At 69.0% G+C, this 25,049-nt stretch carries 32 protein-coding genes and 2 pseudogenes; 23 read left to right on the top strand and 11 right to left on the bottom strand.

Annotated features, from left to right (window positions below):
- Positions 1 to 125 precede the first annotated feature (125 nt).
- The 5 genes from pepQ to AC3WQY_RS11975 all read left to right on the top strand — a co-directional run bounded on the left by pepQ (position 126) and on the right by AC3WQY_RS11975 (position 4,907).
- The gene (gene pepQ / locus AC3WQY_RS11995) at positions 126 to 1,496 is read left to right on the top strand and encodes a Xaa-Pro dipeptidase (RefSeq protein WP_492708615.1); all 1,371 of its coding nucleotides are present in this window, start codon (positions 126 to 128) and stop codon (positions 1,494 to 1,496) included.
- A 223-nt stretch (positions 1,497 to 1,719) separates the two neighbouring features.
- On the top strand, positions 1,720 to 2,475 hold the full coding sequence (locus AC3WQY_RS11990; RefSeq protein ID WP_492708613.1) for an RNA polymerase sigma factor: 756 nt from the start codon (positions 1,720 to 1,722) through the stop codon (positions 2,473 to 2,475).
- A gap of 145 nt (positions 2,476 to 2,620) precedes the next feature.
- Positions 2,621 to 3,193: a ferritin-like domain-containing protein gene (locus tag AC3WQY_RS11985; RefSeq protein WP_492708611.1), complete on the top strand. Its 573-nt coding sequence runs from the start codon at positions 2,621 to 2,623 to the stop codon at positions 3,191 to 3,193.
- A gap of 8 nt (positions 3,194 to 3,201) precedes the next feature.
- Positions 3,202 to 3,645 carry a c-type cytochrome gene (locus tag AC3WQY_RS11980; protein WP_492708619.1) on the top strand — a complete coding sequence of 148 codons (444 nt, stop codon included), beginning with the start codon at positions 3,202 to 3,204 and terminating at the stop codon, positions 3,643 to 3,645.
- A 5-nt stretch (positions 3,646 to 3,650) separates the two neighbouring features.
- Complete coding sequence (locus AC3WQY_RS11975; protein WP_492708609.1) at positions 3,651 to 4,907, top strand: c-type cytochrome; 1,257 nt, start codon at positions 3,651 to 3,653, stop codon at positions 4,905 to 4,907.
- An 8-nt stretch (positions 4,908 to 4,915) separates the two neighbouring features.
- Here AC3WQY_RS11975 and AC3WQY_RS11970 read toward each other — a convergent pair whose 3' ends face one another.
- Positions 4,916 to 5,374: a pyridoxamine 5'-phosphate oxidase family protein gene (locus AC3WQY_RS11970; RefSeq protein ID WP_492708607.1), complete on the bottom strand. Its 459-nt coding sequence runs from the start codon at positions 5,372 to 5,374 to the stop codon at positions 4,916 to 4,918.
- Positions 5,375 to 5,533: 159 nt separating this feature from the next.
- Here AC3WQY_RS11970 and AC3WQY_RS11965 point away from each other — a divergent pair, with 159 nt between their 5' ends.
- Positions 5,534 to 6,148 carry a class I SAM-dependent methyltransferase gene (locus AC3WQY_RS11965; RefSeq protein ID WP_492708605.1) on the top strand — a complete coding sequence of 205 codons (615 nt, stop codon included), beginning with the start codon at positions 5,534 to 5,536 and terminating at the stop codon, positions 6,146 to 6,148.
- Between the two features lie 60 nt (positions 6,149 to 6,208).
- Here AC3WQY_RS11965 and AC3WQY_RS11960 read toward each other — a convergent pair whose 3' ends face one another.
- Positions 6,209 to 6,757, bottom strand: a complete 549-nt coding sequence (locus AC3WQY_RS11960; RefSeq protein ID WP_492708603.1) for a carboxymuconolactone decarboxylase family protein — start codon at positions 6,755 to 6,757, stop codon at positions 6,209 to 6,211.
- Positions 6,758 to 6,903: 146 nt separating this feature from the next.
- On the opposite strand from AC3WQY_RS11960, the gene AC3WQY_RS11955 reads away from it, so the two are divergent.
- From AC3WQY_RS11955 to AC3WQY_RS11940, 4 genes and pseudogenes are all read left to right on the top strand, one after another.
- Positions 6,904 to 7,803 carry a LysR family transcriptional regulator gene (locus tag AC3WQY_RS11955; RefSeq protein ID WP_492708601.1) on the top strand — a complete coding sequence of 300 codons (900 nt, stop codon included), beginning with the start codon at positions 6,904 to 6,906 and terminating at the stop codon, positions 7,801 to 7,803.
- A gap of 87 nt (positions 7,804 to 7,890) precedes the next feature.
- Positions 7,891 to 9,333: a dihydrolipoyl dehydrogenase gene (locus AC3WQY_RS11950; protein WP_492708599.1), complete on the top strand. Its 1,443-nt coding sequence runs from the start codon at positions 7,891 to 7,893 to the stop codon at positions 9,331 to 9,333.
- Between the two features lie 114 nt (positions 9,334 to 9,447).
- On the top strand, positions 9,448 to 10,059 hold the full coding sequence (locus AC3WQY_RS11945) for a glutathione S-transferase family protein (protein ID WP_492708597.1): 612 nt from the start codon (positions 9,448 to 9,450) through the stop codon (positions 10,057 to 10,059).
- A 23-nt stretch (positions 10,060 to 10,082) separates the two neighbouring features.
- Positions 10,083 to 10,307 (top strand): annotated as a pseudogene (locus AC3WQY_RS11940) (DUF1348 family protein); the annotation flags it as partial.
- Positions 10,308 to 10,326: 19 nt separating this feature from the next.
- Here AC3WQY_RS11940 and AC3WQY_RS11935 read toward each other — a convergent pair.
- Genes AC3WQY_RS11935 through AC3WQY_RS11925 form a run of 3 tightly spaced genes read right to left on the bottom strand, consistent with a single transcriptional unit; the run spans position 10,327 to position 12,586 of the window.
- A complete protein-coding gene (locus AC3WQY_RS11935) occupies positions 10,327 to 11,262 on the bottom strand; it encodes a PDR/VanB family oxidoreductase (RefSeq protein WP_492708595.1) in 936 nt (311 codons plus the stop codon).
- A complete protein-coding gene (locus AC3WQY_RS11930; protein ID WP_492708593.1) occupies positions 11,259 to 12,188 on the bottom strand; it encodes a pyridoxamine 5'-phosphate oxidase family protein in 930 nt (309 codons plus the stop codon). The genes AC3WQY_RS11935 and AC3WQY_RS11930 overlap by 4 nt, the downstream gene beginning before the upstream one ends.
- Positions 12,189 to 12,211: 23 nt before the next feature.
- Positions 12,212 to 12,586: a DsrE family protein gene (locus AC3WQY_RS11925; RefSeq protein ID WP_492708591.1), complete on the bottom strand. Its 375-nt coding sequence runs from the start codon at positions 12,584 to 12,586 to the stop codon at positions 12,212 to 12,214.
- 282 nt (positions 12,587 to 12,868) lie between these two features.
- Between AC3WQY_RS11925 and AC3WQY_RS11920 the strand changes: the two are divergent.
- Positions 12,869 to 13,084 (top strand): annotated as a pseudogene (locus AC3WQY_RS11920) (helix-turn-helix domain-containing protein); the annotation flags it as partial.
- On the opposite strand, the gene AC3WQY_RS11915 reads toward AC3WQY_RS11920, so the two are convergent.
- Positions 13,081 to 13,827 carry a hypothetical protein gene (locus AC3WQY_RS11915; RefSeq protein ID WP_492708589.1) on the bottom strand — a complete coding sequence of 249 codons (747 nt, stop codon included), beginning with the start codon at positions 13,825 to 13,827 and terminating at the stop codon, positions 13,081 to 13,083. The pseudogene AC3WQY_RS11920 and the gene AC3WQY_RS11915 overlap by 4 nt on opposite strands.
- A gap of 286 nt (positions 13,828 to 14,113) precedes the next feature.
- On the opposite strand from AC3WQY_RS11915, the gene AC3WQY_RS11910 reads away from it, so the two are divergent.
- The 5 genes from AC3WQY_RS11910 to AC3WQY_RS11890 are packed head-to-tail and all read left to right on the top strand — an operon-like array spanning position 14,114 to position 16,501.
- Positions 14,114 to 14,746, top strand: coding sequence for a DVUA0089 family protein (locus AC3WQY_RS11910; RefSeq protein WP_492708587.1), 633 nt, complete (start codon positions 14,114 to 14,116; stop codon positions 14,744 to 14,746).
- 5 nt (positions 14,747 to 14,751) lie between these two features.
- Positions 14,752 to 15,270 carry a hypothetical protein gene (locus tag AC3WQY_RS11905; protein ID WP_492708585.1) on the top strand — a complete coding sequence of 173 codons (519 nt, stop codon included), beginning with the start codon at positions 14,752 to 14,754 and terminating at the stop codon, positions 15,268 to 15,270.
- Between the two features lie 50 nt (positions 15,271 to 15,320).
- The gene (locus AC3WQY_RS11900; RefSeq protein WP_492708583.1) at positions 15,321 to 15,806 is read left to right on the top strand and encodes a helix-turn-helix transcriptional regulator; all 486 of its coding nucleotides are present in this window, start codon (positions 15,321 to 15,323) and stop codon (positions 15,804 to 15,806) included.
- Between the two features lie 12 nt (positions 15,807 to 15,818).
- A complete protein-coding gene (locus AC3WQY_RS11895; protein ID WP_492708581.1) occupies positions 15,819 to 16,226 on the top strand; it encodes a VOC family protein in 408 nt (135 codons plus the stop codon).
- A gap of 53 nt (positions 16,227 to 16,279) precedes the next feature.
- On the top strand, positions 16,280 to 16,501 hold the full coding sequence (locus tag AC3WQY_RS11890; protein ID WP_492708579.1) for a DUF3079 domain-containing protein: 222 nt from the start codon (positions 16,280 to 16,282) through the stop codon (positions 16,499 to 16,501).
- Here AC3WQY_RS11890 and AC3WQY_RS11885 read toward each other — a convergent pair.
- The 3 genes from AC3WQY_RS11885 to AC3WQY_RS11875 form a co-directional block, all read right to left on the bottom strand.
- Complete coding sequence (locus tag AC3WQY_RS11885) at positions 16,476 to 17,282, bottom strand: LytR/AlgR family response regulator transcription factor (RefSeq protein WP_285235331.1); 807 nt, start codon at positions 17,280 to 17,282, stop codon at positions 16,476 to 16,478. The genes AC3WQY_RS11890 and AC3WQY_RS11885 overlap by 26 nt on opposite strands.
- A gap of 33 nt (positions 17,283 to 17,315) precedes the next feature.
- Positions 17,316 to 18,386 (bottom strand): sensor histidine kinase, encoded by a 1,071-nt coding sequence (locus AC3WQY_RS11880; RefSeq protein WP_492708577.1) that lies wholly within the window; start codon positions 18,384 to 18,386, stop codon positions 17,316 to 17,318.
- Between the two features lie 113 nt (positions 18,387 to 18,499).
- On the bottom strand, positions 18,500 to 18,667 hold the full coding sequence (locus AC3WQY_RS11875; RefSeq protein ID WP_492708575.1) for a hypothetical protein: 168 nt from the start codon (positions 18,665 to 18,667) through the stop codon (positions 18,500 to 18,502).
- A gap of 331 nt (positions 18,668 to 18,998) precedes the next feature.
- Here AC3WQY_RS11875 and AC3WQY_RS11870 point away from each other — a divergent pair, with 331 nt between their 5' ends.
- From AC3WQY_RS11870 to AC3WQY_RS11855, 4 genes are read left to right on the top strand one after another with little or no spacing between them, the layout of a single operon-like run.
- A complete protein-coding gene (locus AC3WQY_RS11870) occupies positions 18,999 to 19,451 on the top strand; it encodes a FixH family protein (protein ID WP_492708573.1) in 453 nt (150 codons plus the stop codon).
- 27 nt (positions 19,452 to 19,478) lie between these two features.
- Complete coding sequence (locus AC3WQY_RS11865; RefSeq protein WP_492708571.1) at positions 19,479 to 20,759, top strand: cytochrome-c peroxidase; 1,281 nt, start codon at positions 19,479 to 19,481, stop codon at positions 20,757 to 20,759.
- A gap of 59 nt (positions 20,760 to 20,818) precedes the next feature.
- On the top strand, positions 20,819 to 21,211 hold the full coding sequence (locus tag AC3WQY_RS11860; protein WP_492708569.1) for a GFA family protein: 393 nt from the start codon (positions 20,819 to 20,821) through the stop codon (positions 21,209 to 21,211).
- A 36-nt stretch (positions 21,212 to 21,247) separates the two neighbouring features.
- Positions 21,248 to 21,556, top strand: a complete 309-nt coding sequence (locus AC3WQY_RS11855) for an NAD(P)/FAD-dependent oxidoreductase (protein WP_492708567.1) — start codon at positions 21,248 to 21,250, stop codon at positions 21,554 to 21,556.
- 4 nt (positions 21,557 to 21,560) lie between these two features.
- Here AC3WQY_RS11855 and AC3WQY_RS11850 read toward each other — a convergent pair whose 3' ends face one another.
- Positions 21,561 to 22,460, bottom strand: a complete 900-nt coding sequence (locus tag AC3WQY_RS11850; protein WP_492708565.1) for a LysR family transcriptional regulator — start codon at positions 22,458 to 22,460, stop codon at positions 21,561 to 21,563.
- 126 nt (positions 22,461 to 22,586) lie between these two features.
- Here AC3WQY_RS11850 and AC3WQY_RS11845 point away from each other — a divergent pair, with 126 nt between their 5' ends.
- The 3 genes from AC3WQY_RS11845 (at position 22,587) to AC3WQY_RS11835 (ending at position 24,355) form a co-directional block, all read left to right on the top strand.
- Positions 22,587 to 23,219 (top strand): NADPH-dependent F420 reductase, encoded by a 633-nt coding sequence (locus AC3WQY_RS11845; protein ID WP_492708563.1) that lies wholly within the window; start codon positions 22,587 to 22,589, stop codon positions 23,217 to 23,219.
- A 116-nt stretch (positions 23,220 to 23,335) separates the two neighbouring features.
- Entirely contained in the window at positions 23,336 to 23,746 is a 411-nt protein-coding gene (locus AC3WQY_RS11840; protein ID WP_492708561.1) for a hypothetical protein, read from the top strand.
- Between the two features lie 36 nt (positions 23,747 to 23,782).
- A complete protein-coding gene (locus AC3WQY_RS11835; RefSeq protein WP_285235341.1) occupies positions 23,783 to 24,355 on the top strand; it encodes an NADPH-dependent FMN reductase in 573 nt (190 codons plus the stop codon).
- Positions 24,356 to 24,388: 33 nt separating this feature from the next.
- Here the strand turns inward: AC3WQY_RS11835 and AC3WQY_RS11830 are convergent, their stop codons facing one another.
- Entirely contained in the window at positions 24,389 to 25,036 is a 648-nt protein-coding gene (locus tag AC3WQY_RS11830; protein ID WP_285235342.1) for a peroxiredoxin, read from the bottom strand.
- Between the last annotated feature and the right edge of the window lie 13 nt (positions 25,037 to 25,049).

The following is a 25,049-nucleotide window of genomic DNA, read 5'->3' as shown; positions in this document are numbered from 1 at the left end:
GGCGGGGTGGGGTCAATGCTGCTTGTCTCGCACCCGCTGCGCTCGGTGCTGGGCATCATCGTGGCGGCTGCCGTCTATTACGCCTTGAGCCGTCTGCGGCCCCAGGTCGCCCTGGATGCGGTGGCATGAGTTGCGCTGGATTGGCGGCGCGCCCGACGGGCCTAGCCGTGCCATTGGCGGAGTGGTACGGGCGCCATTTGGCGGGGTTGCGGGCGCGCGCCGAGGCGGCGCTGGCACGCTGCGGATATGACGCACTGCTGATCGCGGCCGGCATCGAGAAACATGCCTTCCTGGATGACCGTCCCTATCAGTTTCAGGCCAATCCGCTTTTCAAACTGTGGCTGCCGCTAACAGCGCATCCCGGCAGCTGGCTGGTGCTCCGGCCGGGCCAAAGGCCCAAGATCGTCTACCACCAGCCGAATGACTACTGGCATGTGCCGCCCGCCGACCCTGAAGGATTTTGGGTCGAGCACTTTGAGCTGGTCTTGATACGCCAGCCTGAGGAAGCACTGCAGCATCTCCGCCTGCCCGGACGTCTGGCCATCATCGGTGAGGCAGATGCAGCGTTGGGCGACTGCGTGCCCAACAACCCGCCGGCGCTCCTGAACATCCTGCAATACCAGCGTGCGGTCAAGAGCGACTACGAACTGGCGCAACTCCGTGCCGCCCAGCGACGCGCTGTGCCGGCGCACCGCAGCGCCAAGGCGGCCTTCCAGGCGGGGGCCTCGGAGCGCGACATCCACAGCGCCTATCTGGCCGCCAGCGGCCACACGGACCGCGATCTGCCCTATGCCAATATCGTCGCCCTCAACGAGCATGGCGCCGTGCTGCATTACCAGCACCAGGACCTTGCCCCGCCGGCCGCATCCCGCGCCTTGCTGATCGATGCTGGCGCCGACGTGAACGGCTACGCCGCGGACATCACCCGCACCTGGTGCGGCACCGACGAGCGCTTTGACGCCTTGCTGGCCGCGATGGAGCGGCTCCAGTTGGCCTTGGTGGACGAGGTGCGTGCTGGCGTCGACTACCGCGATATTCATCTGAGTGCACATCGACGAGTGGCTGAGCTGCTGAGCACGCAGGGCATTGTGAGGACGAGCCCGGAAGCCTTGCTGGCGGAGCGCGTCACCAGCACCTTCTTCCCGCATGGCATCGGCCATCTGCTGGGCCTGCAGGTGCACGACATCGGAGGCTTTATGGCCGACGACGTCGGTACGCTCGCGCCCAGGCCCGAGGGCCATCCCCATCTGCGCATGACCCGCAAATTGGAGCCGGGCATGGTGCTGACGATCGAGCCAGGGCTTTACTTCATACCATCGCTTTTGAAGAGCTTGGCGGCGATGCCTGCCGGCCGTTGGGTGAATTGGGGCCTCGTTCACCACTTGGCACGCTTCGGCGGGGTACGCATCGAGGACGATGTTGTGTGTGCTGACTATGGTGCGCCGGAGAACATGACGCGTGATGCCTTTGCTTTGGCCGATGCAGTGGCAGACTGAGCCTGGCGACTCGCGCGGCCTGCGGATCTGACAAGACCAGGCGACACCCCGTCAATGGGGCGGGGCGCCGAGCTGCCAGGGTTTTGGGTCGGCACGAGCTCGGATCCGGCACGAGGGCTGTCCACTGCTCGGGCGGGCGCATGATGTCTCGAATATCTCCGGGAACGCAACGCCCGGATTCCGCATCCAATGGGCAACACTCGCAAACTCCGGTGAACGCACCATGCCCGCCAAGCCCGCAATCAGCCACGCCCAAGCGCATCCCGCCAGTCAGCCGGATGGCGAACTCGCGCGCCTTGCTGCGGGCGGCGACGAGGCCGCCTTCGAGGCCTTGATGCGGCGCCACAACCGGCGCCTGTTCCGCACCGCGCGCAGCATCGTGAAGTGCGACGAGGAAGCCGAGGACGCGTTGCAGGAGGCCTATCTGCGGGCCTGGTCCGCTTTGCCCGGCTTCCGTGCCGAGGCACAGCTGTCCACCTGGCTGGTGCGCATCGTGGCCAACGAAGCCCTGGGCCGCCTGCGCAAGCGTGCCAGCGGCGCACAGGTGATTGCCTTGGAGGGGCTGGCCATGCCGTCCGACGATGAGTCCGCTGCGTCGACGACGCTCGAAGCGCTGATGAGCGATCCTGCCGCGCAGGAGCAGCCCGAGCGGCTGGCGATGCGCGGGCAGATGCGCCAGCTCATCGAGGCGCGCATCGATCAGCTGCCCGCGCTGTTCCGCACGGTGTTCGTGCTTCGCGCCGTCGAGGAGATGAGCGTGGAGGAGGTGGCCCTGGCGCTGCAGTTGCCGGCCGCCACGGTGCGCACCCGCTTCTTCCGCGCCCGTGCCCTGCTGCGTGAAGCGCTCTCGCAGGACATGGACGTCGCAACCGGCGACGCCTTCTCCTTCGACGGCGCGCGCTGCGACCGCATCGTCGCCACCGTGCTGTCACGCCTGGCCGCGCAAGCCTGCGCCAGCCCCGCGGCCTCGGACCCCTAGCCGCCCGCGCCCGGCTGGCGCCACCGGCCTCATTCACCCCGTTCGGCACTGACGCAAGCGCGCCAGCGCCTGCCCACGCCCCTGCGTGCTCGGTTTTGCAGGGGCATCCACTTCACTCGTTACCACCCCGCGCAAGGAGTTTCATATGTCGTTCCTTCAGATCTCGAATCCCGCCATGGCGCGTCGCCTGTTCCTGGGCAGCTCCGGCCTGTCCTTGTCCGGCGCCGCCGTGGCGCTGCTGGCCGGCAAGCATGCGCTGGCGGCGGCCAGCCCGGCCGGTTCGACGGCCAACGATGTGCAGATCATCAATACCGCCCTGGGGGCGGAGCTCGAGGCCATCGCGGCCTACCAGCTGGGCGCGCAGAGCCAGCTGCTGCAAAAGCCGGTGCTGGAGCTGGCGCTCGGCTTCCAGGGCCACCACAAGGAGCATGCGCAGACGCTGGCCAAGGTCGTGGAGCAGCTCGGGGGCAAGCCCGTCACGGCCAAGCCGGCCTACAACTTCCCGGTGGATCAGCTCAAGACCCAGGCCGACGTGCTGCGCTTTGCGGCGCGGCTCGAACAGGGCGCCGTGAGCGCCTACCTGGGGGCCGTGCCGCTGTTCGCGGACCGCGCGCTTGCCAAGGCGGCGGCCAGCATCCTCGGCGACGAGGCCATGCACTGGGCCATCCTGCGGCAGGCACTGGGCGAGGTGCCGATCCCCAGCGCCTTCATGTCGTGAGCCGCCGGATGTGGGCGCGCGCCTCCGGCCGGCGGTGGTGCCAGGTCTTGATCGCCGGCTTGGCCGCCGCGGCCAGCATCACCGCCAGGGCCGGTCCCGGCCAGCAGACCCCGGACGTGCTGCGCGGCGAGCAGCTGTATGGGCGCTGCATGGGCTGCCATGCGCCGGCGTACGACAGCGTCGGGCCGCGGCACTGTGGCCTGTTCGGGCGGCGCGCCGGGAGCCTGCCGGGCTATGCCTTCAGCGCGGCCATGAAGGCGCAGCCCTGGGTCTGGAATGCCGCCACGCTGGACCGCTTTCTGGCCGCACCGCTGGCGGCCGTACCCGGCACCAGCATGACCTACGACGGTATCGCCGACGCGCGGGAGCGGCGCGACCTCATTGCCTACCTTCGCGCGCTGGACGCCAGCCCGCAATGCCGGGCCACGGGTCCGGCCAAACATCAGGAGTGAGCGACATGCTTGAACGCAACACAGCAAACAAGGCCTGGCCGGTGATGGGCAGGGGCCTGCGAACGTACTGGGCCCTGCCGCTGGCCGCGGCCGTGACGCTGACGGCCTGCGGCGGCGCGGACGAGACCCCGTCCGCCGACACCACAGCAGCGGATGCGGCGGCCATGGCCGAGCAGGGGCGGCAGATCTTCCGCTACGACAGCTTTGGCGACGAAGCGCATTGGACCGACACCCTGCGCATGCACGAGGTCATCAGCGCCGCCGTGGATCCCGCCACGGCCCTGTCCGTCGGCCTGAAGGTCGATGCCCAGGCGCTGCCGGCCAGCGTCGTCGAAGGCATCAAGAACGGCAGCATCGACCTGAGCAAGCCCGCGACGACGATCGCCCTGCTGAAGCTGGACGCGGTGCTGGGCCTCAAGGGCACGGTCGAGACGGTGAACGGGCAGGACGTGCTCAAGCGTGTCGGCATCACCTGCGCGCTATGCCATTCGACGGTCGACAACTCGTTCGCGCCGGGCATCGGCAAGCGCCTGGATGGCTGGGCCAACCGCGACCTCAACGCCGGCGCCATCATCGCCCTGTCGCCCGCGCTCAGCGACGCAATGAAGAAGGTGTACCGGAGCTGGGGGCCGGGCAAGTTCGATCCGCGCCACAACATCGACGGCCTGAACAAGCCCGTCGTCATTCCTCCCGCCTATGGTCTCAAGGGCCTGCATGCCATCACGGTGACCGGCGACGGGCAGGACCTCGCGTACTGGAACCGCTATGTGGCCGTTGCGGAAATGGGTGGCCAGGGCACGGTGACGGAGCCGCGCCTGCAGCTGAGCATCAGCAACGGCAGCCAGGATCTGGTCTCGGCCAAGCTGCCGGCGCTGCAGGCCTATCAGCTGTCGCTCGCGGCCCCGCCCGCGCCGGCGGGGAGCTTCGATGCCAATGCCGCCGCCCGCGGGAAGCTGGTGTTCGAAGGGGCGGGCCAGTGCGCGAGCTGCCACAGCGGCAGCCTGTTCAGCGATGCCAACAGCACCCTGCACCCAGCCGCGGACTCGATGGCCGAACCGGAGACGCCGAGCTACGCCGCGCGTTCGGCCAGCCGGCAGTACCGCAGTTCACCGCTCAAGGGCGTGTGGCAGCACGCGCCGTACTTCCATGACGGCTCCGCCGCCAGCTTGCTCGACGTCGCACGCCGCTACAACGCCAGGCGAGGGCTGCAACTCACGGAGCAGCAGATGGCCGAGCTGGCCGAATACCTGAAATCGCTGTGAGCCCGGCCTTAGACGACGACGAGATCCGTGTGCGCAAAGCCCTTGGTGTAGTCGAGCACGGAGACGACTTCGGGCACCACGCGGAAGATCGCCACCTCCTCCGGCCTGGGCATCGTCATCTGCGCGGTCGCGGGTGGCGCATCGGCGTACTTCAGCGGCAGCATCGCGATGACCTTCTCCGCCTCGGCGCGGTCGTTCACGCGCTGGGCTCGCGCCGCCATCGACAGGCCGGTGATCGACATGATGTCGGGCGTGTCATGGTCAACCGTGAGCGACACGCGATCATCGTGCGCGAGGTTCCTGGCCTTCTGGCTTTCGAGGCCGCAGAGAAACCACAGCGTGAGGCCCTCGTTCACATAGCCCACCGTGGTTGCCTGGGGCCAACCGTCCGGCCGCAGTGTCGCAATCGTCATGATTCTGTGGCCATCAAGCAGGGCCAGGATCTTCTGCTTCATCAGATCGTCCATGGGGATCTCCATAGCTGCCGTTCGGCGAGATGCCAGGGCCAGCCTGCCATGGCGGGGCCCGGGCCGCGTTGACCGCAGTCAACGCAAATTCCCCCTCGGAGACGCCACGATTGAGGCCGGGAGACAATCCACAGCTCATCCACCACGGGGCGCGTTGCCATGGAAGCAAAGAACCATTGGGACAGGGTCTACGCGAGCAAGCCGGCCGAAACGGTCAGCTGGTTCCAGCCGCATGCCCAGCAGTCGCTGGCGCTGATACGGCGGATCGCCGGCCCGGGCCCGAGCCGCGTGATCGATGTGGGCGGCGGCGCCTCGACGCTGGTCGACGACCTGATGGCGCAGCCGCGGTTCGAGGTCTCGGTGCTCGACATCTCCGCGGCCGCACTCGCCGTCGCGCAGCAGCGGCTGCAGGCGCGGGCCGATGCCGTGCACTGGATCGTCGGCGACATCACCCGAGTCGACCTGCCCGAGAACACCTACGACATCTGGCACGACCGCGCGGTGTTCCACTTCCTGACCGAACCGGCGCAGCGCGCGGCCTATGTGGAACGGGTGCGGCGCGCGGTGCGGCCGGGCGGGCATGTCATCGTGGCCGCCTTCGGACCCGAGGGCCCCACGCAATGCAGCGGCCTGCCGGTGGTGCGCTACGCGCCGGGCGAACTCCACGCCCAGTTCGGCGGCTCATTCGAGTTGCTGGAGCACCTCAGCGAGGCGCATCAGACGCCGGCCGGCGCGATCCAGCAATTCGTCTATTGCCACTGCCGGATGCACTGAGCTGCCGGCGTCCGCCGGGCATCCTTGAGTACGCGCTGCAGCGGTTGGTGGCGCCGGCGCTCAAGCGGCCAACTTGGCGTGCACCGCCGGGAAATCGATGTCGGTGGCGGCCACGTTGTTGACGTAGTTGGTCAGCACGTTGAGGGCCACGTTCAGCACGATCTCGACCACGCTGGCTTCATCGAAGTCGGCAGCGCGCAGGGCGGCCAGGTCAGCGTCGGAGACGCGCCCACGGGTCTCCGCCACGCGGCGGGCAAATTGCAGCGCCGCCGCGCTGCGTGCGTCATCCGAGCGACCCGCACGTGCGGCGTCGATTTCGGCGGCACCGATCTTGGCGACGTTGGCGGCCAGGTAGCTGTGTGCCGACAGGCAGTAGTCGCAGCCGTTGTATTCGGCGATGGCCAGGGCAATGCGCTCACGCAGCTGCGCGCTCAGCTTGCCCTTGGCCAGGGCGCCGTTCAGCGACAGATAGCCTTCCAGCGCGGCGGGGCTGTGGCCCACCAGCTTCATCAGATTGGGCACCACGCCCAGTTGCTGCTTGACGGCTGCCAGCAGGGGCTTGGAGGCTTCGAGCGAGGTTTCGATGCTGGGGATGCTGATGCGCGACATGTTCAATCTCCGGTGGGTAGCAGGGGCAAGTTGATTGGGGTTTGGTCTCATCCGCCCTGTGTTGAGCGAATGGATGAACTGTCCTTGAATCGCCCGCTGCTTAGAATCACCTGCAAATCCAAGACACCGTTGCGTGGAGAGAAACAGTGGACCGACTGCACCTGATCAATGTGTTCACGGCGGTGGTGGACGCGAACGGTTTTGCCGGCGCCGCGCGCAAGCTCAACATCTCGCCGCCCGCGGTCACGCGGGCCATCAGCGAGCTGGAAGCCCATCTGGGCGTGCGCCTGCTGACGCGCACCACGCGGGTGGTGCGGGTCACGGACGCGGGGGCGCGCTATGTGGAGGATTGCCGGCGCATCCTGGCCGAACTGGCCGAGGCCGACGAATCGGTGAGCGGCCTGCACGGCGCACCACGAGGGCGGCTGACGCTCACGGCGCCGGTGCTCTTCGGCGCGCTCTACGTCACCCCCATCGTGACGGAGTATCTGCAGCGCTATCCCGAGGTGACGGCCTCTTGCTGGTTTCTCGATCGCGTCGTGAACATGATGGACGAGGGCGTGGACATCGCCGTGCGCATCGGCGAATTGCCCGACTCTTCGATGCAGGCGATCCGTGTCGGCAAGGTGCGGCGCGTGATCTGCGCGGCGCCCAGCTATCTGGAGCGGCATGGCGTGCCGCAAAGCCCGGACGAGCTGGCGGCCCACACCATTGTTTCCGCCAGCGGCGTCACCCCCGCGCCCGAATGGCGCCTGGTGGAGAACGGCGCAGCCAGGATCGTCAAGCTGCAGCCGCGCATGATCACCACCAGCAATGACTCAGCGGTGGCCGCCGCCGTGGCTGGCTTTGGCTTGTCGCGCCTGATGTCCTACCAGGTCGCGGAACATGTGCGCGAAGGGCGCCTCAAGATATTGCTGAGCGAGTTCGAGACGGCGCCCCTGCCGGTGCAGCTGGTGCACCGCGAGGGGCGTCATGCCTCGCAGAAGGCGCGCGCATTTCTGGATCTGGCGATCGAACGGCTGCGCGCCAGCCCGGCGCTCAACTGAAGCGCATTGCCGAGCGCGGCGCGCGGCGGCTGGTTTCCAATGCACCGGCACCCAGCCGGACTACCCTGACACCTCAAGGAGCGATGCATGCGTGAACACCGGGTCGAGGTTGCCATCATTGGCAGTGGCACGGCGGGCATGTCCGCCTATCGCGCCGCCTTGGCGCACACCAGCAGCGTGCTGGCCATCGAGGGCGGCCCTTATGGCACCACCTGCGCCCGCGTTGGCTGCATGCCCAGCAAGCTGCTGATTGCCGCGGCCGAGGCGGCGCATGCGGTGGCCGAGGCGGGCCGCTTCGGGGTGTGCGTCGATGCCCCGGCGCGCATTGACGGCGTGGCCGTGATGGCCCGGGTGCGCAGCGAGCGGGATCGCTTCGTCGGCTTCGTGACCGAGGCGGTGGAGGGCTGGGCGCCCGAGCACCGCCTGCGAGGCTGGGCGCGCTTCATCGCGCCGCTGACCCTGGAAGTCAGCGGTGTGGACGCTCAGGCGCACCGCGTGCACGCCGAGCGCGTCGTCATCGCCGCGGGCTCGGAACCGCATATCGAGCCGGCCTGGGCGGCCGCCCTGGGCGAGCGCCTGATACGCAACGACGAGCTGTTCGACTGGCACGACCTGCCGCGTGCCGTGCTCGTGCTCGGCACCGGCGTGATCGCGCTCGAGCTGGCGCAGGCCCTGCATCGCCTTGGCGTGCGCGTGCGGGTGCTGGGCCGCAGCCAGCGCGTCGGCCCCCTCACCGACCCGGCATTGCAGGCCTTGGCGCGCGAGTTGTTCGGCGCCGAACTGGCGCTGTCGCTGAACCAGCCCGCGCCCCGGCTGCGGCGTGCGGGCGAGGAGGTGCTGCTGGAACTGGACGGCCGCACCGAGCGTTTCGACTATGTGCTGGCGGCGGCCGGGCGCCGCCCCCGCCTGAGCGGGCTGGGGCTGGAGCACAGCGGTCTGATGCTGGGCCCCGATGGCCTGCCGGCCTACGACCGGCACACCGGCCAGATCGGCACGGCCCCCGTGTTCATCGCCGGCGACGCCAACGGCGAGCGCGAGCTGCTGCACGAGGCGGCGGACGAGGGCCGCATTGCCGGTGACAACGCCGGCCGCTGGCCCGACGTGCGCGTGCGGCCGCGCCGCGCGCCCCTGGCCGTGGTGTTCAGCGACCCGCAGATGGCCATCGCCGGCCACAGCCATGCCGAGCTGCTGGCGGCCGGCAAGGCCTTTCTGGCGGGCCATGTGTCCTTTGCCGACCAGGGGCGCAGCCGCGTCATGGGCGTCAATCGCGGTGCCCTGCATGTCTATGCCGCGCAGGGCAGCGGGCGCCTGCTGGGCGCCGAGATGATCGGCCCGCGCGCCGAGCATCTGGCGCATCTGCTGGCCTGGTCGGTGCAGCGCGGTGACACCGTGCAGGAGATGCTGGACAGCCCCTTCTACCACCCGGTCATCGAGGAGGGCTTGCGCACCGCGCTGCGCCTGCTGCAGCGCGATCTGCGCATGGGGCCGCCGCCGGTCGAGCGCTGCCTGGATTGCGGGCCGGGCGCCTGAGCGTCGCACTGATACGGCCGCTGCAACTCAGTCTTTCACGCGGCGGCGGTTCCGCAAGCGGGGCAAGCCCGGCACAGTGCAAGCTTGTTCCGCTCGCTTTGCCCGAGGTTTGCCTTGAAGCTCTACCACTTCCCCCTCTCCGGAAACGCGCACAAGGTGCGCCTGCTGCTCGCCATGCTGGGGCTGCCGCACGAGTTGCTGGCGTCCACCGGCGGCGCGCACAAGCAGCCCGTGTTCCTCGCCATGAATCCCTTCGGCCAGGTGCCGGTGCTGGTGGATGGCGAGGTGGTCGTGCGCGACAGCCAGGCCATCCTGGTCTACCTGGCGGCGCGTTACGGCGGGCCGGCCTGGTGGCCCGAGGACGCGGCGCGGCTGGGTGCGCTGCAGGCATGGCTGTCCACGGCCGCCAACGAAGTGGCGCACGGCCCCGCGCTCTTGCGCATGCACAAGAAGTTCGGCCGCAGCATCGATGTGGAGGCGGCCACGCAGCGCAGCCAGGCCTTGCTGCAAGTGCTGGACGCGCAGTTGCGCGATCAGGCGTGGTTGCTCGCGGGCGAGCGGCCCAGCATCGCCGATCTTGCGATCTACCCCTATATCGCCCTGGCGCCGGAGGGCGGCGTCGAGCTGGCGCCATACGTCCACCTCTGCGGCTGGATCGCACGCCTTCAGGCCCTGCCCGGGCATGTCGACATGCCCGGTTTGTGGCATCCCCAACAGCAGGCATGAACATCGTCCCCCCGCGGCCGCGCGGGAACCGCATCGCCGTCCGCTTCGCCTACGAGTGGCGCGACGACTCCGGCCAGTGGTACCGCGCCTACGGCAACGAGAACTGGGAGTTCGACGCCGCCGGCTATATGGCGGTGCGCCACGCCAGCATCAATGATCTGCCGATCAAGCCCGAGGAGCGCAAGTTCCACTGGCCGCAAGGGCGTCGCGCCGACGACCATCCATCGCTCAGCGAGTTGGGTCTCTGAGCTGCGTGGGCCGCCGGGCTCACAGCTCCAGCGTCAGCTCCGCACTGCTGGCCCAGCCCACGCAGATGCACAGGCCCTGCTCGCGCTGCGCCGCGCTCAGGCAGAGGTCGCGATGCAGCGGGCTGCCGTCCAGCACGCGGCTGTGGCATTGCCCGCATTCGCCGCGTTTGCAGTCATAGGGCACGAAGGCATCGGCGGCGATCAAGGCATCCAGGATCGAGGTGCCGGGCGCCACGTCCACGCTCATGCCGCTGAGCGCCATGTGCACGCGCAGGGGGCGGTCGCCGCTGGCGGCGCGCGCACCAAAGCTCTCGAAGTGCAGCGCCGCCTCCGGCCAGCCCAGCGCAGCCCCGCGCTCGCGCAGCGCGTTCAGCAGCGGCACCGGGCCGCAGCCATGCAGGCTGGCCTCGGCCTGGTAGCTTCCCAGCATGTCGTCCAGCGCGGCAGCCTTGCCGCCGACGTGCAGATGCAGGCGCGCGTGCGGCAGGGCGCGCAGTTCGTCGAGCAGCACCAGCCGCTCGGCACTGCGCGCCAGGTAGTGCAGTTCGAAGTCCTGCCCGCGCGCGTTGAGCGCATGGGCCATGGCGTGCATGGGCGTGATGCCGATGCCGCCGGCCACCAGCACGCTGCGGCCTTGCCCGGCCTGCAGGGGGAAGCTGTCAACCGGCGCGTCAGCGTCCAGCAGCGCGCCCTCGCGCAATTGGGTGTGAATCCAGCGGGAGCCGCCGCGCGAGTTCGGATCCTGCAGCACGGCGATGCGGTACTCCTGCGCCGCGCCCTCCGGGCCCAGCAGCGAGTAATGCCGTTGCAGCGGCTCGCCTTGCGCCAGCGGCAGCTGCAGGCGCAGATGCGCACCGGCGCGCCAGGCAGGCAAGACCTGACCCTGTGGATCGCGCAGGCGGATCTCGCGCACCGCCGCACCATGTTGCAGGATCTGATGGACGACGAGCTTCATGCGGAGGCCTTGGGCAAGAAGGGCGATGCGTCCAGGTATTCCCAGGCCAGCCTGCTCGCCGCAGGGCGCGCCAGCCAGTCGTCCACCTCGAACTCCCAGAAGCGCTGGGTGCCGCCGCTGAGCCCCTGCGGATCCGGCAGGTCCCAGCGCAGGCTGGCACGGCCGCTGAGATGCAGCAGCCGGCCATGCTCGAAGTCCGGCACCACCAGGCCGCAGGCGGGGTCGAGCGCCAGGTTGCCGAGGGTGTTGAACATGCTGTTGCCGGCGTAGTCGGGCACGCGCAGGCGCCTTGTATCCAGCAACTGGATGAAGCCGGGCGGGCCGCCGCGGTGCGAGGCATCGAGCTCGCCGCCGGGGGCGCCGGTGGCCATGAACAAGGTGTCGGCCGCGGCCAGCAGGGCCATGGCCGCGGCATCCAGCGCGTGGCCGCGGCGCGTCGACGCCGGCTCGGCCGCCGGGGCCGAAGCATCACTCCGGGGGTGACGGCGCTGGATGTACTTGGGGCAGTTGGGGTAGGCCTCGGCGATGCCCAGCCGCGCCATCTCGGCGTCCAGATGCTCGACCCGGCCGTTCACGCGGTAGCGCCGGCGCGTCGCCAGTTCGATGAAGAGCAGGCCGGCCCGCGATCCCGCGGCCAGGTCTTGCCAGAAGGGATCGTCCGCCTGGCGGCGCTCGACCCCGAGTTGAATCTCGATCGCGCGCCCCTCCGGGCTGCGCAGAAAGCCCGGCGGCCCCGACAGCAGCGAGGCCCAGAGCTGGCCCTCGGCGTTGCGGGTCGCCGTGGCGACCATGAGCTGCTTCTCGATGAAGGCGCGGGCGCCCGCGATCACCGTGTCGGTGATCACGCTGGCATTGCGCAGCGCCATCGCCGCCTCGCCGGCGCGCGCCTGCACGGCGCGCTCGCCCTCATGGAATGCAAAGGTCATGGTCGTTTCTCCTCAGCGCTGCGTCAGAAGGTGAAGACGGTGAAGCCGTCGGCCACCAGCTTGCCCAGGCTGGGCAGGCCGGAGGTGCCGGGCACGCTGTTGTCGGTGATCAGATCGAAGCCGCTCTTCACAGCGTCCTCACGCGAGCCGAACACATCGGCGCAACCGCAGGAGACGCCGGCGATCTCGCCCTCGACGGCCTTGAACAGCGCATGCACGGGATGGTCGGCCTGGCTGATCACGCCGGGCCAGCGCGTGCCAGCACCCTGGAAGTAGATCGAGACGGCGGTGCCGCGCTGCTTGAAGTCGTAGGCGGCGGCCAGGCCGTTGAACATGCGGCCCAGGGCGTCTTCGCCGCCGTTCTTGGGGTCCGACAGGATGATGATGGCTGCTTTCATGGGGTTTCCTTTGTGGATGCGATTTGGAGTGTTTGCAGGTCCTGCGCAATGCCGCAGGCCTGGGTCGGCACTCTAGGGAGCGCCCCGCACTTCAGAAATCACCCGTGGGGGAATTGGCTGTTCCGGCGCGCGGAAGAATCACCCGCCGGGCCTCGGGGGTGTACGGAGCGCCCGTCGGCAGCCCCTTGATCGCGCAGCTATCGGCGCCGCCGCGGACCGCCTGAGCGAACTGGTCCTGATCCATCTGCTGCGCGCGGTGCTGACATAGGGCCATCTCAAGGCTGGCGTATCGGCCTGGCCCAGGGTCTGCTGGCCAAGGGGCAGCAGCTCAAGCATGTGGCGGACGAGGTGGGCTATGGCAGCCCCAACGCCTTGACGCGCGCCTTCGTGCTGAGGACGGGGGCCACGCCGACCGAATGGCTTGCCGCGCGGCGCCGCGCCGTGCCGGAAGTCTCGGCCCCTGGCCGGCGCTCAAGGCCCAAGCAAAGCGCGCCTTAAGTTTTATTTCGCCGGCGGCTCACTCCAAGCGCCAGCAGGCCCGCCCAAAGCAGGTTGATGGTGGAAGGCAGGGGGACCTGCCCATCCGTCACGCGCACCAAGCCCACGAAGTCGTCCATCCCGAACACGTCAGGGCTGCCCGTGTCGGCGTTGGTATTGAAGGTGATGCTGGAATAGCGGACATTGAGGTCGGACTCAAGGACGCCGAAAAACAGCAGGCTGGCATTCTCGCCACCGCGCTGGACATCCACTTGCGCCGTGCCGCCGCCGACCAGCGCCACGGTCGCCGTGAGCAGGGCGCCATTGAAGTCACCCAGGTCGGTCAGATAGAGGCCGAAACCCGAGAGCGCCTGGCCGAAGGTGATCGTCACGTCGCCCGTCGCATCGATGAACTTCGACCCACCACTGGTGGTGTTGAACACACCGGTGATGGGCAGGCTCACAGCTTCAGTCGACGGGGTGACGGCCGTGCCCGTCACGCTGCCGAAGGAGAACGCAATCGGGGACTTGTTCTGGAGGTCCGTGACGCTCATGCCCTCCATGTCCTCGCGCAGCAACGGACCACCCAGATTGAAGAGCGCCGTCTCGAAGCTGGCCCGCGCTATCGCCGGCGCATTGCCTGGCACGACCACCTTGTTGGCCGTTGCATCGTAGCCAAAGGTCACGAGAGGCACCGCCAGGGCGGTCGCCGCGCTGGCTGACAACAGGCCGGCCAATGCCGTGGTTCGGTAGAGCTTGCGCATGGGTGCTCCAGTTGTTCAATCCAAGATGCGCGCCATGAGGCGCACCTGCGCCTGGCGACGCAATCCGCATGCCCGCATGAAGATCACCTCTGAAATCAACAGCCTGCGCCGGTCTCCAGCGATGGCATGGCGCCGGGTGTCAAGAATCCCGACGACGCAGCCAAGCCATGCCGCCGGACTTACGGATTGGGGGGAGCCCCAAGAATGAACCCCGGCGCGCGTCCCTTCAGCGGGCCTGCCCCCGCAGAATGGGCCGCCATCAACGAATCCGAGCGGGGTACCCACCATGTTCAACAGAATCTCGCGGGGGTTGACCGGGCCGCTGCTGGCCCTGCTTGCCGGGCCGGTGCTGGCCGCCGTGGTCTCGCTGAGCGGCAAGCTCGACGATCCCAGCAACACCGCGCTCGTGGCATCGGACATGGGCGCGGCACAGTTCATCGACGAACTGGCAAGCGCGAACAACGTAGCCCTACATGTGCTGCATGTCGCCCTGGGCGGAACGGTGAGCGTCACCAGCCTGGGCTTTGCGGCGGGTGGCATCGATCCCTACTTCACGCTGTTCAGCGGCACGGACTGGGCCACGGCCGGCTTCAGTGCATCGAATTACCTGCACGCGGTGAGCGTGGGAGGTGACTTCACGCAGGACCTGCTGCTGAGTGCCGGCGACTACACCCTGGCGATCGGCGTTTTCGAGAACCTGTCGTTCGCCGAGAACCTCGGCAGCGGCGTGCTGGGCGATGGCTTCACCGCCCTGGGCGGGCCGCTCTACTTTGGCGACGGCCACTACGCGTTCACGGTGACGTTGCCCGAGGCGGCCACCGTGCCCGAACCCGGCGGCGCCCTGTTGGGCTTGACGGCGGCTTGCGCCGCCGGCTGGTCCGCGCGGCGTCGCAGGCCCTTGGCCCCCAACGAAGGATGAAGAACATGACATTGACCTTGATTACCCGTCACGGCCTGACCTCAGCCATGGCCGTTGCCTTCGCGATGGCTGGTGTGTCCTGGGCTCCCGCCGCGATGGCGCAGACCCGCGCTGCGCTGGTCCAGTCGATCGATGAACCCGGGCGCAATCCCTACCAGGAGACCCAGGCCAACACGAACTGCCGCGGCAGCACGGTCTGCGTCTTCAACTTTGCCCAGGTCCCGGTGGGCAAGCGCCTGGTGCTGACCCACATCAGCGGCTATGTAGATACCGCCGCCGGCACGCTGCCCAATGGGTTCGTGAGCTCCGGCTTCGGCGGCTCCACCTATGCCACGCTCGCCTTCACCGGCGTGCGCGGGCCAACCGGCGTGCTGGGCACGCGCAACTTCATCAACCACAACGTGCTGGCCTACTTTGGCCCTGGCGAACCGATCAATGCGAGCTACCACGTCAATGGCACCGGCGACACCATGTCGGGTGGCGCGCTGCTGATGCTGACGGGCTATTTCGTCAACCTGCCCTGAGACGCCGGCGCAGCGGTCTTGGCGCTAAGCTAGCGGCCGAGACCGCCGCCATGCCCGCCGACGCACTGCCTTCAAGCCAAGACCCCGAACTGCTGCGCCGCCTGCTGCGCGCCAAGGACCGCATCGATGCCGCGTCGCATGAGGCCTGGCCGGTGGCCCGGCTGGCCGACGTCAGCGGCGTCTCCGCCGCGCATTTCGCGCGTTCCTTCAAGCAGGCCTTCGGCGTGCCGCCGCACCGCTACCTGCTGACGCGGCGCATCGAGCGCGCGACCGCGCTGCTGCGCGACACCGAGCTGCCCATCACCGAGATCGCCTTCCAGACCGGCTGGGAGAGCCTGGGCACCTTCGGCCGCACCTTTCGGGATGTCACCGGCGAAAGCCCCAGCGCCAACCGCGAGCGCGGGCGATCCCAGGGCCAGCAGCTCGACCGCGTGCCCCACTGCATCGTCAGCGCCGCCCAGCGCCCCGGTCTGGTCATGGCAGTTTCGGAGAAGCGGCGCCGCGCGGCGGGCGCTACAAACAAGCCTTCGAAATGAACAGGAGGCTCCATGAGTCAAGGTATCGATGTGGTCGGCTTGTATGTGCGCAGCCAGGACGAAGCGCTTGCGTTCTACGTTGAGAAGCTGGGTTTTCGCGTTCACACCGACGTGCGCAACGGCGCTTTCCGCTGGCTGACGGTGCAGCACCCGGAACAGCCCTCGTTCCAGCTCGGCCTTTTCGAGCCCGGGCCGCCGATGCAGGATGAAGCCACCGCCCAGGCGCTGTGCGCGCTGGTCGCCAAGGGCGCGATGCCGCCGCTGGTGCTGGTGGTAAACGACTGCCGCGCCGCCTACGAGCGCCTGCGCGGCCTGGGGGTGGAATTCACGCAGGAGCCGGTCGAACGCTATGGCAGCGTCGACGCGGGCTTTCGTGACCCTTCGGGCAACGGCTGGAAGATGATCGGCGCGCGCGCTTGACGCCGGCAGGGAAACGCTTAAGATGCATGAGAAATGTATCTTTAAGGGCCCGCATGGCCAAGCGATTCCCGATCCATCCCGCGCAACCCTCGCGTATCTGCTGGGGTTGCGACAAATACTGTCCCGCGGACGCGATGATGTGCGGCAATGGCAGCGTGGCCACGCTCCATCCGTCCGAACTCTTCGGCGAGGACTGGATGTCCTGGGGGCTGGACGCCGCCGAGGCGTCGGCGCCGCCCCAGGGCCCGCCTACATCGGGCGAAACAGATGGCTGAAGGCGCGGCTGACTTTCAGCGGCCGCTGCAGGCCGCGCACGCTCAGGCTGTAGTGCCCGTTCTCATCGCGCGTTGCGCTGACGATGCAGCTTGAGTTCACCAGCACGCTGCGATGCACCTGGATGAAGTCCTCCGAGTCGATCGACGCCATCAGCTCGCGCAAGCTCATGCGCACCAGGGCCTCGCCCGCCGGGGTCACCACGTTGACGTATTTTTCCGTCGCCTCGAAGCACACCACCTCGGCGAGCGGGATCATGCGCACCGTGTTGCCGACACCGGCGCGTATCACCTTGATGCGCTCGCGCGGCGCGGCCTCCTGCGTCGCCACCGACTGCATGCGCTGCATCAGGGCGGCCATGTCCCCGGCATGCGGTGATGCGGCGCGCTCGGCCAGCCTGGCCTGGAGCCGCTCGACGCTTTGCCGCAGGCGCTCGTTGGTGACGGGCTTGAGCAGGTAGTCGACCGCGGCGCGCTCGAACGCCGACACGGCAAAGCCGTCATAGGCGGTGATGAACACGAACAGCGGTTCGGGCTTGCCCTCGGGCCATTCGTCGGCGACGGCCTCGGCCACCTCGATGCCGGTGCGGCCGGGCATCTTGATGTCCAGAAACATCACGTCGGGCAGCTGGCCCAGCGCCAGCTCGGTGGCCTGCAGCCCGTCCTCGGCCACGCCGGCGATGTGCAGCGCCGGCCATACCTCGGCCAACAGGCGGCACATGGTGCGCGCGAGCACGGGTTCGTCTTCGGCAATCACGGCGGTCGGCGGGGCGGGCAGGGTCATGTCGGTTTCCTCGAGGCGTCGATAAGGGTCGGCTCAGTGGGGGATGCACACCACGGCGCTAACGCCGGTGGGCTCGCGCCGCTCGAGGCTGAGCCGGGCCGCCGGGCCATAGACGGTGCGCAGTCGATCGCGCACATGTTGCAGGCCATAGCTGGCGTTGGCGGGGCGCGCGGACGGGCCGGGGTCTTCGTCGGCCGGCAGGCCCAGGCCGCTGTCGCTGACGCGGATCTCGATGCCCGCCGCGGTGGCGCGCGCCACCACCTCGATGCTGCCCGCGCCGACCTTGGGTTCCAGGCCATGCTTGATGGCGTTCTCCACCAGCGGTTGCAGCAGCATCGGCGGCACCAGGGTGGCTTCGAGCGCGCCCGGCAATTCGAGCCGGTAGCTCAGCCTGGGCCCCATGCGCAGCGACATGATGTCCAGATAGGCGCGCAGCTGCGCGAACTCGCGGCTCAGCGTCACCGCCTCGGTCTGCGAGGCCGCCAGCGCGCTGCGCAGATACACGATCAACTGGTCGATCATCGACTCGGCCCGCCCCACGTCTTCCCTGAGCAGCGAGCGGACATTGGCCAGGGTGTTGAAGAGCATGTGCGGCTCGAGCTGCGCGCGCAGCAGGCGCAGCTGCGCTTCGACCGCAAGGCGCTGCGCTTCCGAGCGCGTGGCGGCCTCGTTGGCGAGCTGCTCGCGCGTGGCGTAGTAATGCAGCGCCAGCCCGCCGACCAGCACCGTGAAGATGATGGGAACCACGCTGACCTGCTCATGCCCGACCATGCGCGCCGGCTCGCCCAGCAGCAGGAAGGCGATCTGGTGGCCCACGAAATAGCCGGTCGGGATCGCGATCGCGCCGGTGAGCAGCCAGCGCGTGCCGGTCTGCAGCTGCGCGAAATGGCGCGTGCGCCTGAGCAGCAGGGTGCAGACAAGCATCGTCAGGCCGACGCATTCCGAGAACATCAGCAGCCGGGGAAAGGTCTCCAGCCCCGGGGCGAGGAAGAACAGCAGGGTCGCCGCCAGGGCCCAGACCAGCGCGGCGACGAGGGCGATGCGCAGCGCGCCGCCGAGCGTGTCGGGCCAGAGGCTGGCGGTTCGAAACTTGGAAGACGACATGATGGGCTTGGGCCGGGTCTGGATCGCTGAGCGGGCAACAGTGCCACTCTAGGGCCACCCATGCCGCCCGCCAAGCGCGGGGCAGCAAGGGTGGGCTTGCCGCACCCGCGGGCTCAGGCCTTGGGGCAGGCGCAATTGGCGCCGCACTTGCATTGCGGGCCACAGGCGCAAGCCTGCGCCGTGGCGCCTGGCTGGCAGCCGCAGGGGCATTGCTGGCCGGGGCAGGCGGCGCAGCCGCAGTTGTTGGTGGTGATGCTGGGGGTTTGCTGGTTGGCGTTCATGGTGAAAAGTCCTTGAGTTTGGTCGACGACGGGATGTGGTCGACAGCCAGACTTTCGGCGCCGCGGCGCCGGGCCGAAAGCCGTATGAGACGAGCCGTGCGCGGCAATGCCGCAGTGGTGCCTGCTGTCGACCGAACGGTGGCGAACGGTACCGACGGGGCCGCCCGGCGGGCCGGGTTGCGCCTGAGCGGCCGGATCGACCGTTCGATCGCCGCACCCAACCCTTGCCGGATGGAATCCGACGGCCGATCGCAATCCGCTGTCGCGCGGCGGCGGCGCCAACGAAAGTTCGCACCGCCAATCCGTTCAGCTTCAGCAAGGAGTCCTCACCATGTCTCGATCTTCCCTCTCGTTCGCCCTGGTCGCCGCCGCCAGCACCGCGCTGGCGGGCCTGCTCACGGCCTGCGGCACCCCGCCGGCCGACCTCGACCTGAGCCTGCAGCACCCGAGCGTGCAGCGCCGCTTCGTGGTGGCGATGGAGCCGCCCGCGCAGGGCCCGGCCGTCGGCCAGATGCATGCCTGGCGGCTCAAGCTCGCCACCGCCGAGGGCCAGCCGGTGAGCCAGGCGCGCATCAGCATCGCCGGCGGCATGCCGCAGCATGGCCATGGCCTGCCCACCCAACCGCGCGTCACCAAGGAACCCATCCCCGGCACCTATGTGATCGAGGGCATGAAGTTCAGCATGACCGGCTGGTGGGATCTGCGCCTGGACATCGATGCGGCCGGTGCGCGCGACCAGACCGTGTTCAACCTCGTCATGACCGACGCCGGCCTGCAGCGCTGACGCCGGCACTTGTTGAAGGGAGACCCCATGATGCACCAAGCCCTGCTGATCGCCACCATGCTGCTCGCGCTGCCCGCCTGCGGCGCCGGACGCGAGGCCGCGGGCGGCGAGCGCTGGTCGCAGGCCGAGCGCGCGCAGCTCGCCTCGATGAGCCTGGCGCGCCTGCCCGCGCCGCCGCCGGACCCCTCCAATGCCGTGGCCGACCAGCCCGCGGCGGCGGCGCTGGGCCGGCAGCTGTTCGCCGATGCGCGCCTGTCGCGCGACGGCAAGGTCTCCTGTGCCAGCTGCCATGACCCGCAGCGCCAGTTCCAGGACGACCGGGCGCTGGGCCGCGGTGTCGGCACGGGCCAGCGCCGCACCATGAGCGTGCCCGCGGCGGCGCACAGCCCCTGGCTGTTCTGGGACGGCCGCAAGGACAGCCTGTGGTCGCAGGCGCTCGGGCCCCTGGAAGACGGCCTCGAGCATGGCAGCAACCGCACGCGCCTGGTGCAGCAACTGCGCAGCCACCATCGCCCCGGCTACGAGGCCGTGTTCGGGCCATTCCCTCCGCTCAGCGGGCTGCCCGCCGATGCCGCCCCGGCCGGCACGCCCGACGAGCGCCAGGCCTGGTCGCGCATGAGCGAGGCGCAGCGCGACAGCGTCAACCGCGTGTTTGCCAACCTGGGCAAGGCCCTGGCCGCCTATGAGCGCAGCCTGGCCTACGGCGCGTCGCGCTTCGACCGCTATGTGCAGGCCCTGCAGGCCGGCGCTGCGGCCGGGCAGCAGCAGTTGTCGCGCGACGAGGTGCAGGGCCTGCGCCTCTTCATCGGCAAGGCGCAGTGCTCCACCTGCCACAACGGCCCGCTGTTCAGCGACCAGCATTTCCACAACACCGGCGTGCCGCCGCGCGACCCCGCCCGCCCCGACCGCGGCCGCGCGCCGGCCATCGCCAAGGTGCAGGCCGACGAGTTCAACTGCCTGGGCCGCTACAGCGACGCGCCGGCCGAGGCCTGCGCCGAGCTGCGCTTCATGGCCGACCAGGACCCCGCCATGGAGGGCGCGTTCAAGACCCCGGGGCTGCGCAATATCGCGCTGCGTCCGCCCTATATGCACGCCGGCCAACTGGCGACGCTGGACGAGGTGCTGGCGCATTACCGGCGCGCACCGGCCGCCGCCGCCGGCCAGACCGAGCTGGCCCGCCCCGGTGCCGCCGTGGCGGGGCGGCAGCCGATCCGGCTGTCGGATGACGAGGCGCGGCAGCTGATCGCTTTCCTGCACAGCCTGTCGGGGCCGGTCGAGGAGCGCCCGAGCGGGGGCGGCGCGAGATGACGGTCTGAATCAAAATGCTGCCATTCGATGCCGGTGCTCGGCACGGAAGGAGACACAGCATGGACCGATTCAACGGAGGCTGCCTGTGCGGCCAGGTGCGCATGGTGGTATCGGGGCGGCCCTACCGGGTCGGCATTTGCCACTGCCTCGATTGCCGCAAGCATCACGGCGCGCTGTTCCATGCGTCGGCGGTGTTTCCGCAGCAGGCGCTGGTGGTGGAGGGCGAGACGGGCGCGTACGCCGGGCGGCATTTCTGCCCGCGCTGCGGCTCCTCCGTGTTCTCGCGCAGTGCCGACGAGGTCGAGGTGAACCTGGGCTCGCTGGATGCGCCCGATCAGCTGACGCCAAGCTACGAAATCTGGACCCTCCGCCGCGAGTCCTGGCTGCCGCCGTTTCCGCTGGCCCGACACTACGAGCGCGACCGCGACCCGAGCAGCCGCGTCGAGGCATAGCCCGGCACCCGAGTCGCCTACAGCCGCTAGCTCATAGTGACGACAGCAACAGCGATTTCATGGCACCAGAGATTCTGGTTCTGGGCGCTGGATGGGTGCGCGCTCGCCGCGGCCGAACCGGCGTTTCGCCTGCCGCTGGCGCTGGGCAGCCGGCCCTGCAGCGCCGACATGAAGCCCCTCATCGGCGCGGCGCCGCGGCACCCCGGGCTGTGGATCTACTGCGGCCATGGCCATCAGGGCTTCACCCTGGGGCCGGCCAGCGCCAGGCTGCTGGCCGACCTGATCGAGGGGGGCACGCCCTATACCGAGGCCGCGGCCTTTGCGCCGCTGCGCTTCGGGCGCTGAGCGTTCACGCGGGCCAGGCGCGCGTGCGGAAGGCCTTGGCCAGGAAATCGATCATCAGCCGGACCTTGGGCGAGACGAATTTGCGCGAGGGATAGACCGCGTAGACGCCCAGCTCGATCGAGCGCCAGGCCGGCATCACTTCCACCAGGGTGCCGGCCTGCAGGTCGGGCCCGACCAGGAAGCTGGGTTGCAGCACGATGCCCTGGTGGCGCAGCGCGGCCACACGACAGGTGTCGCCGCTGTTGGTGCGCAGGCGCGGCCTCACCCTGACCGTGACCGCCCCCTCGGAACCCGTGAACTCCCATTGCTCGCCCATCGAGAACAGGCTGTAGGTCAGCACGTCGTGGTCGGCCAGCTCGGCGGGGTGGCCGGGGTGGCCGCGTGCTCGCAGATAGGTCGGCGAGGCGCACAGCACCATGCGTGTTGAGGTGAGCTGCCGGCTCACCAGCGACGAGTTGGGCAGGCGCGCGATGCGCACCGCCATGTCGAAGCCCTCCTCGACGAGGTCGACCACGCGATCGGCCAGGGTCACGTCCAGCACCACCTGCGGGTGCTGCGCCATGAACTCGGCCCACAGCGGCGCGAGGTGCAGCAGGCCGAAGGAGAAGGGCACGTTGATGCGCAAGAGGCCGCTGGCCTCGCCGCTGCTCGAGGTGATTTCGGCTTCGGCCTCGCTGACCCCGCCCAGCAAGTCGCGGCAGCGCGCCTGGAAGACCTCGCCTTCCGGTGTCAGCGAGAGCTTGCGCGTGGTGCGATGCAGCAGCCTGACCCCCAGGCGCGCTTCAAGTTCCGCCAGGTAGCGCGAGACCGCCGCTTTCGAGACGCCGAGCGTCTTGGCGGCTTTGACAAAGCTGCCGGCATCGGCCACGGCGACGAAGGCCTGCATTTCGGTGAACTTGTCCATATGGGCCGAGATTGTCTCGTATGGCGAGATAGTCAAACCTTGTTTGGCCTGTTTATCTCTATCCGCGGCGCTTCTACAGTTTCAGTCATCGCAGCAAATCGCTGCAGCAACCCGAGGAAACAAGTCATGAAGATCACCGTCATAGGCGCCGGCCCCATGGGCTCGGCCTTTGTCAGCCAACTCGTCCGCGCTGGCCACCAGGTCAGCGTGACGGCACGCAACGGCGCCAAGGCGGCCCAGCTGGCCGCCGCCAACCCCGGTGCCAAGGCCGTGGCTTCCACCGGCGCAGCGGCCGACGCCGATGCCCTCATCCTCGCCACCGGCTATGCCGATGCGGTCGGCGCGCTGCAGGCCGTCGGCGAGCTCAAGGGCAAGGTGGTGATCGACATCACCAACCCGCTGACGGCAGACTACATGGGCCTGACGATAGGCCACAGCAGCTCGGCGGCCGAGGAGATCGCCAAGGCGCTTCCCGGTGTCGAGCTCGTCAAGGCCTTCAACACGGTCTTCGCGCAGGTGTTGGCCGAGGGCCCGGACTTCGGCCAGGGCCGCAAGGTCGAGGTGTTCGTGGCCAGCGACAGCGCGCGCGCGAAGCAGACCGCCAGCGCGATCGCGCAGAGCCTCGGCTTTGCGGTGGTCGACGCCGGTGGCCTGAAGAATGCGCGCTACCTCGAGCCGCTGGCCGGCTTGAACATCTACCTCGGCTACGGCGCCGGCCTGGGCACGGCGATCGCGCCGAGCTGGATCCGCAAGGCCTGAGGCGCGCGCGGGCCAAACTCGAAAGGTATGCCGTGAGCACCCATGATCTGACCCGCCTTGCCTCGAATGTCAGCCCTTCCACCGATGCAGGATCACAGGCTAACGAATTGGATGCCTTGCTTGAGACCGCAGCGACGCAGATCGCCGGCAGCTTGTTCCGGCACGATCCGCCGCGCTCCGGCGAGATCGAGCGCGCCATCGACTTCATCGAGGAAGAGGTGATGCGGCCGGGGGCTCCAGTGGCTCCGGCGGCGCACGGTGCCGCGCTCTGGAGCACGGCGCCGGCCTTGCAGGCCTGGGCCGCGGTGTCCGGCCCGACCCTGACGGTGGAGCTGGTCGAGCAGTGGTTCCAGCGCCTGGCCCTGGCCGCGCATGGCCAGACCGGTGCGTTGCAGGGGCTGCCGCGCGGCCGCGAGGCGGCCGCGAGCCTGCTGGTGCTGCGCGAGTTCATGCATCACCGCGGCCATGCGGCCATCACCGTCGCCGCCGCGCGGAAAACGCTTGTGGCCCCATCCCCATCGGCGTAGAAACAGGCTCCGGCCCAAACTTCCAAGGAGCAGCGTATGGCCAGCTACAAGGTCGGCTATTTCGTCGGCAGCCTCTCGTCGACGTCCATCAACCGCCTGCTCGCCAAGGCGCTGGTGCGGCTGGCGCCGCCCGAGCTGGTGCTCAGCGAGATCGCCATCAGGGACCTGCCGCTCTACAGCCAGGATTACGACGCCGACTATCCGCCGGTGGCGCGCGCCTTCAAGCAGGCCATCGCGGATGTCGACGCGGTGCTGTTCGTCACGCCCGAATTCAACCGCTCGATCCCCGGCGCGCTGAAGAACGCCATCGACTGGGCCAGCCGGCCCTGGGGCAAGAACTCGTTCACGCGCAAGCCCTCGGGCGTGATCGGCACCTCGCCGGGCGCCATCGGCACCGCGGTGGCACAGCAGAGCCTGCGCGGCGTGCTGTGCTTCTGCAACTCGCCCCTGATGAACCAGGTGGAGGCCTATATCCAGTTCAAGCCCGGCCTCATCACCGCCGACGGCGAGGTCACTGACGAGGGCACCCGGCAGTTCCTGCAGAACTACATGAGCGAACTGCACGCCTTCATCGTGCGCGTGCTGACGGTGCTGCCGCGCAATCCCTGAGGCCGTGCCACCGGCCCGGCTGCCGGCCTGGCCTCAGGCGGCGCGCTTTGGTGCCGCGGTGTAGCGCAGATAGGGGCGCACCGCGTCCCAGCCCTGCGGGAACTTCTGTTTCAGCAGCGCCGGGTCCTGCAAGGAGGGCACGATCACGACATCGTCGCCCTCCTTCCAGTTGGCCGGAGTCGCCACGCTGTGCTCGTCGGTGAGTTGCAGAGAGTCGATCACGCGCAGGATTTCGTCGAAGTTGCGCCCGGTGCTGGCCGGGTAGGTGATGATCAGGCGCACCTTCTTGGCCGGATCGATGATGAAAAGCGAGCGCACCGTCGCGGTGCTGCTGGCGTTGGGGTGGATCAGGTCGTAGAGCTCGCTGACCTTGCGGTCGGCATCGGCCAGGATCGGGAAGTTGAGCTCGGTGCCCTGCGTGTCGTTGATGTCGGCGATCCAGGCATGGTGCTTGTCCACCGGGTCTACCGAGAGCGCGATGGCCTTGACGTTGCGGCGCGCGAACTCGTCCCTGAGCTTGGCCGTGCGGCCGAGCTCGGTGGTGCAGACGGGCGTGAAGTCGGCGGGGTGCGAGAACAGCACGCCCCAGCTTTCGCCCAGCCAGGCGTGAAAGCGGATGCGGCCTTCGGTGGAGTCCTGTTCAAAGTCGGGGGCGAGGTCGCCCAGGCGTAGGCTGGTCATGTGCTTTCCTGTG

The organism is Roseateles sp. FW301-B2 (assembly GCF_058788955.1).
Note: the sequence above shows the minus strand (reverse complement) of the source record. Positions and strands in the feature narration are given on the sequence as shown.

Coding starts and splice junctions, on each gene's coding strand:
- AC3WQY_RS11835 (WP_285235341.1), top strand. CDS start 23,783: ATGGCCAGCTACAAGGTCGGCTATTTCGTCGGCAGCCTCTCGTCGACG.
- AC3WQY_RS11985 (WP_492708611.1), top strand. CDS start 2,621: ATGTCGTTCCTTCAGATCTCGAATCCCGCCATGGCGCGTCGCCTGTTC.
- AC3WQY_RS11980 (WP_492708619.1), top strand. CDS start 3,202: ATGTGGGCGCGCGCCTCCGGCCGGCGGTGGTGCCAGGTCTTGATCGCC.
- AC3WQY_RS11970 (WP_492708607.1), bottom strand. CDS start 5,374: ATGGACGATCTGATGAAGCAGAAGATCCTGGCCCTGCTTGATGGCCAC.
- AC3WQY_RS11935 (WP_492708595.1), bottom strand. CDS start 11,262: ATGAAGCTCGTCGTCCATCAGATCCTGCAACATGGTGCGGCGGTGCGC.
- AC3WQY_RS11865 (WP_492708571.1), top strand. CDS start 19,479: ATGATGCACCAAGCCCTGCTGATCGCCACCATGCTGCTCGCGCTGCCC.
- AC3WQY_RS11910 (WP_492708587.1), top strand. CDS start 14,114: ATGTTCAACAGAATCTCGCGGGGGTTGACCGGGCCGCTGCTGGCCCTG.
- AC3WQY_RS11830 (WP_285235342.1), bottom strand. CDS start 25,036: ATGACCAGCCTACGCCTGGGCGACCTCGCCCCCGACTTTGAACAGGAC.
- AC3WQY_RS11880 (WP_492708577.1), bottom strand. CDS start 18,386: ATGTCGTCTTCCAAGTTTCGAACCGCCAGCCTCTGGCCCGACACGCTC.
- AC3WQY_RS11930 (WP_492708593.1), bottom strand. CDS start 12,188: ATGACCTTTGCATTCCATGAGGGCGAGCGCGCCGTGCAGGCGCGCGCC.
- AC3WQY_RS11885 (WP_285235331.1), bottom strand. CDS start 17,282: ATGACCCTGCCCGCCCCGCCGACCGCCGTGATTGCCGAAGACGAACCC.
- AC3WQY_RS11845 (WP_492708563.1), top strand. CDS start 22,587: ATGAAGATCACCGTCATAGGCGCCGGCCCCATGGGCTCGGCCTTTGTC.
- AC3WQY_RS11850 (WP_492708565.1), bottom strand. CDS start 22,460: ATGGACAAGTTCACCGAAATGCAGGCCTTCGTCGCCGTGGCCGATGCC.
- AC3WQY_RS11890 (WP_492708579.1), top strand. CDS start 16,280: ATGGCCAAGCGATTCCCGATCCATCCCGCGCAACCCTCGCGTATCTGC.
- AC3WQY_RS11960 (WP_492708603.1), bottom strand. CDS start 6,757: ATGTCGCGCATCAGCATCCCCAGCATCGAAACCTCGCTCGAAGCCTCC.
- AC3WQY_RS11870 (WP_492708573.1), top strand. CDS start 18,999: ATGTCTCGATCTTCCCTCTCGTTCGCCCTGGTCGCCGCCGCCAGCACC.
- AC3WQY_RS11990 (WP_492708613.1), top strand. CDS start 1,720: ATGCCCGCCAAGCCCGCAATCAGCCACGCCCAAGCGCATCCCGCCAGT.
- AC3WQY_RS11965 (WP_492708605.1), top strand. CDS start 5,534: ATGGAAGCAAAGAACCATTGGGACAGGGTCTACGCGAGCAAGCCGGCC.
- AC3WQY_RS11915 (WP_492708589.1), bottom strand. CDS start 13,827: ATGCGCAAGCTCTACCGAACCACGGCATTGGCCGGCCTGTTGTCAGCC.
- AC3WQY_RS11975 (WP_492708609.1), top strand. CDS start 3,651: ATGCTTGAACGCAACACAGCAAACAAGGCCTGGCCGGTGATGGGCAGG.
- AC3WQY_RS11950 (WP_492708599.1), top strand. CDS start 7,891: ATGCGTGAACACCGGGTCGAGGTTGCCATCATTGGCAGTGGCACGGCG.
- pepQ (WP_492708615.1), top strand. CDS start 126: ATGAGTTGCGCTGGATTGGCGGCGCGCCCGACGGGCCTAGCCGTGCCA.
- AC3WQY_RS11905 (WP_492708585.1), top strand. CDS start 14,752: ATGACATTGACCTTGATTACCCGTCACGGCCTGACCTCAGCCATGGCC.
- AC3WQY_RS11900 (WP_492708583.1), top strand. CDS start 15,321: ATGCCCGCCGACGCACTGCCTTCAAGCCAAGACCCCGAACTGCTGCGC.
- AC3WQY_RS11860 (WP_492708569.1), top strand. CDS start 20,819: ATGGACCGATTCAACGGAGGCTGCCTGTGCGGCCAGGTGCGCATGGTG.
- AC3WQY_RS11925 (WP_492708591.1), bottom strand. CDS start 12,586: ATGAAAGCAGCCATCATCATCCTGTCGGACCCCAAGAACGGCGGCGAA.
- AC3WQY_RS11875 (WP_492708575.1), bottom strand. CDS start 18,667: ATGAACGCCAACCAGCAAACCCCCAGCATCACCACCAACAACTGCGGC.
- AC3WQY_RS11895 (WP_492708581.1), top strand. CDS start 15,819: ATGAGTCAAGGTATCGATGTGGTCGGCTTGTATGTGCGCAGCCAGGAC.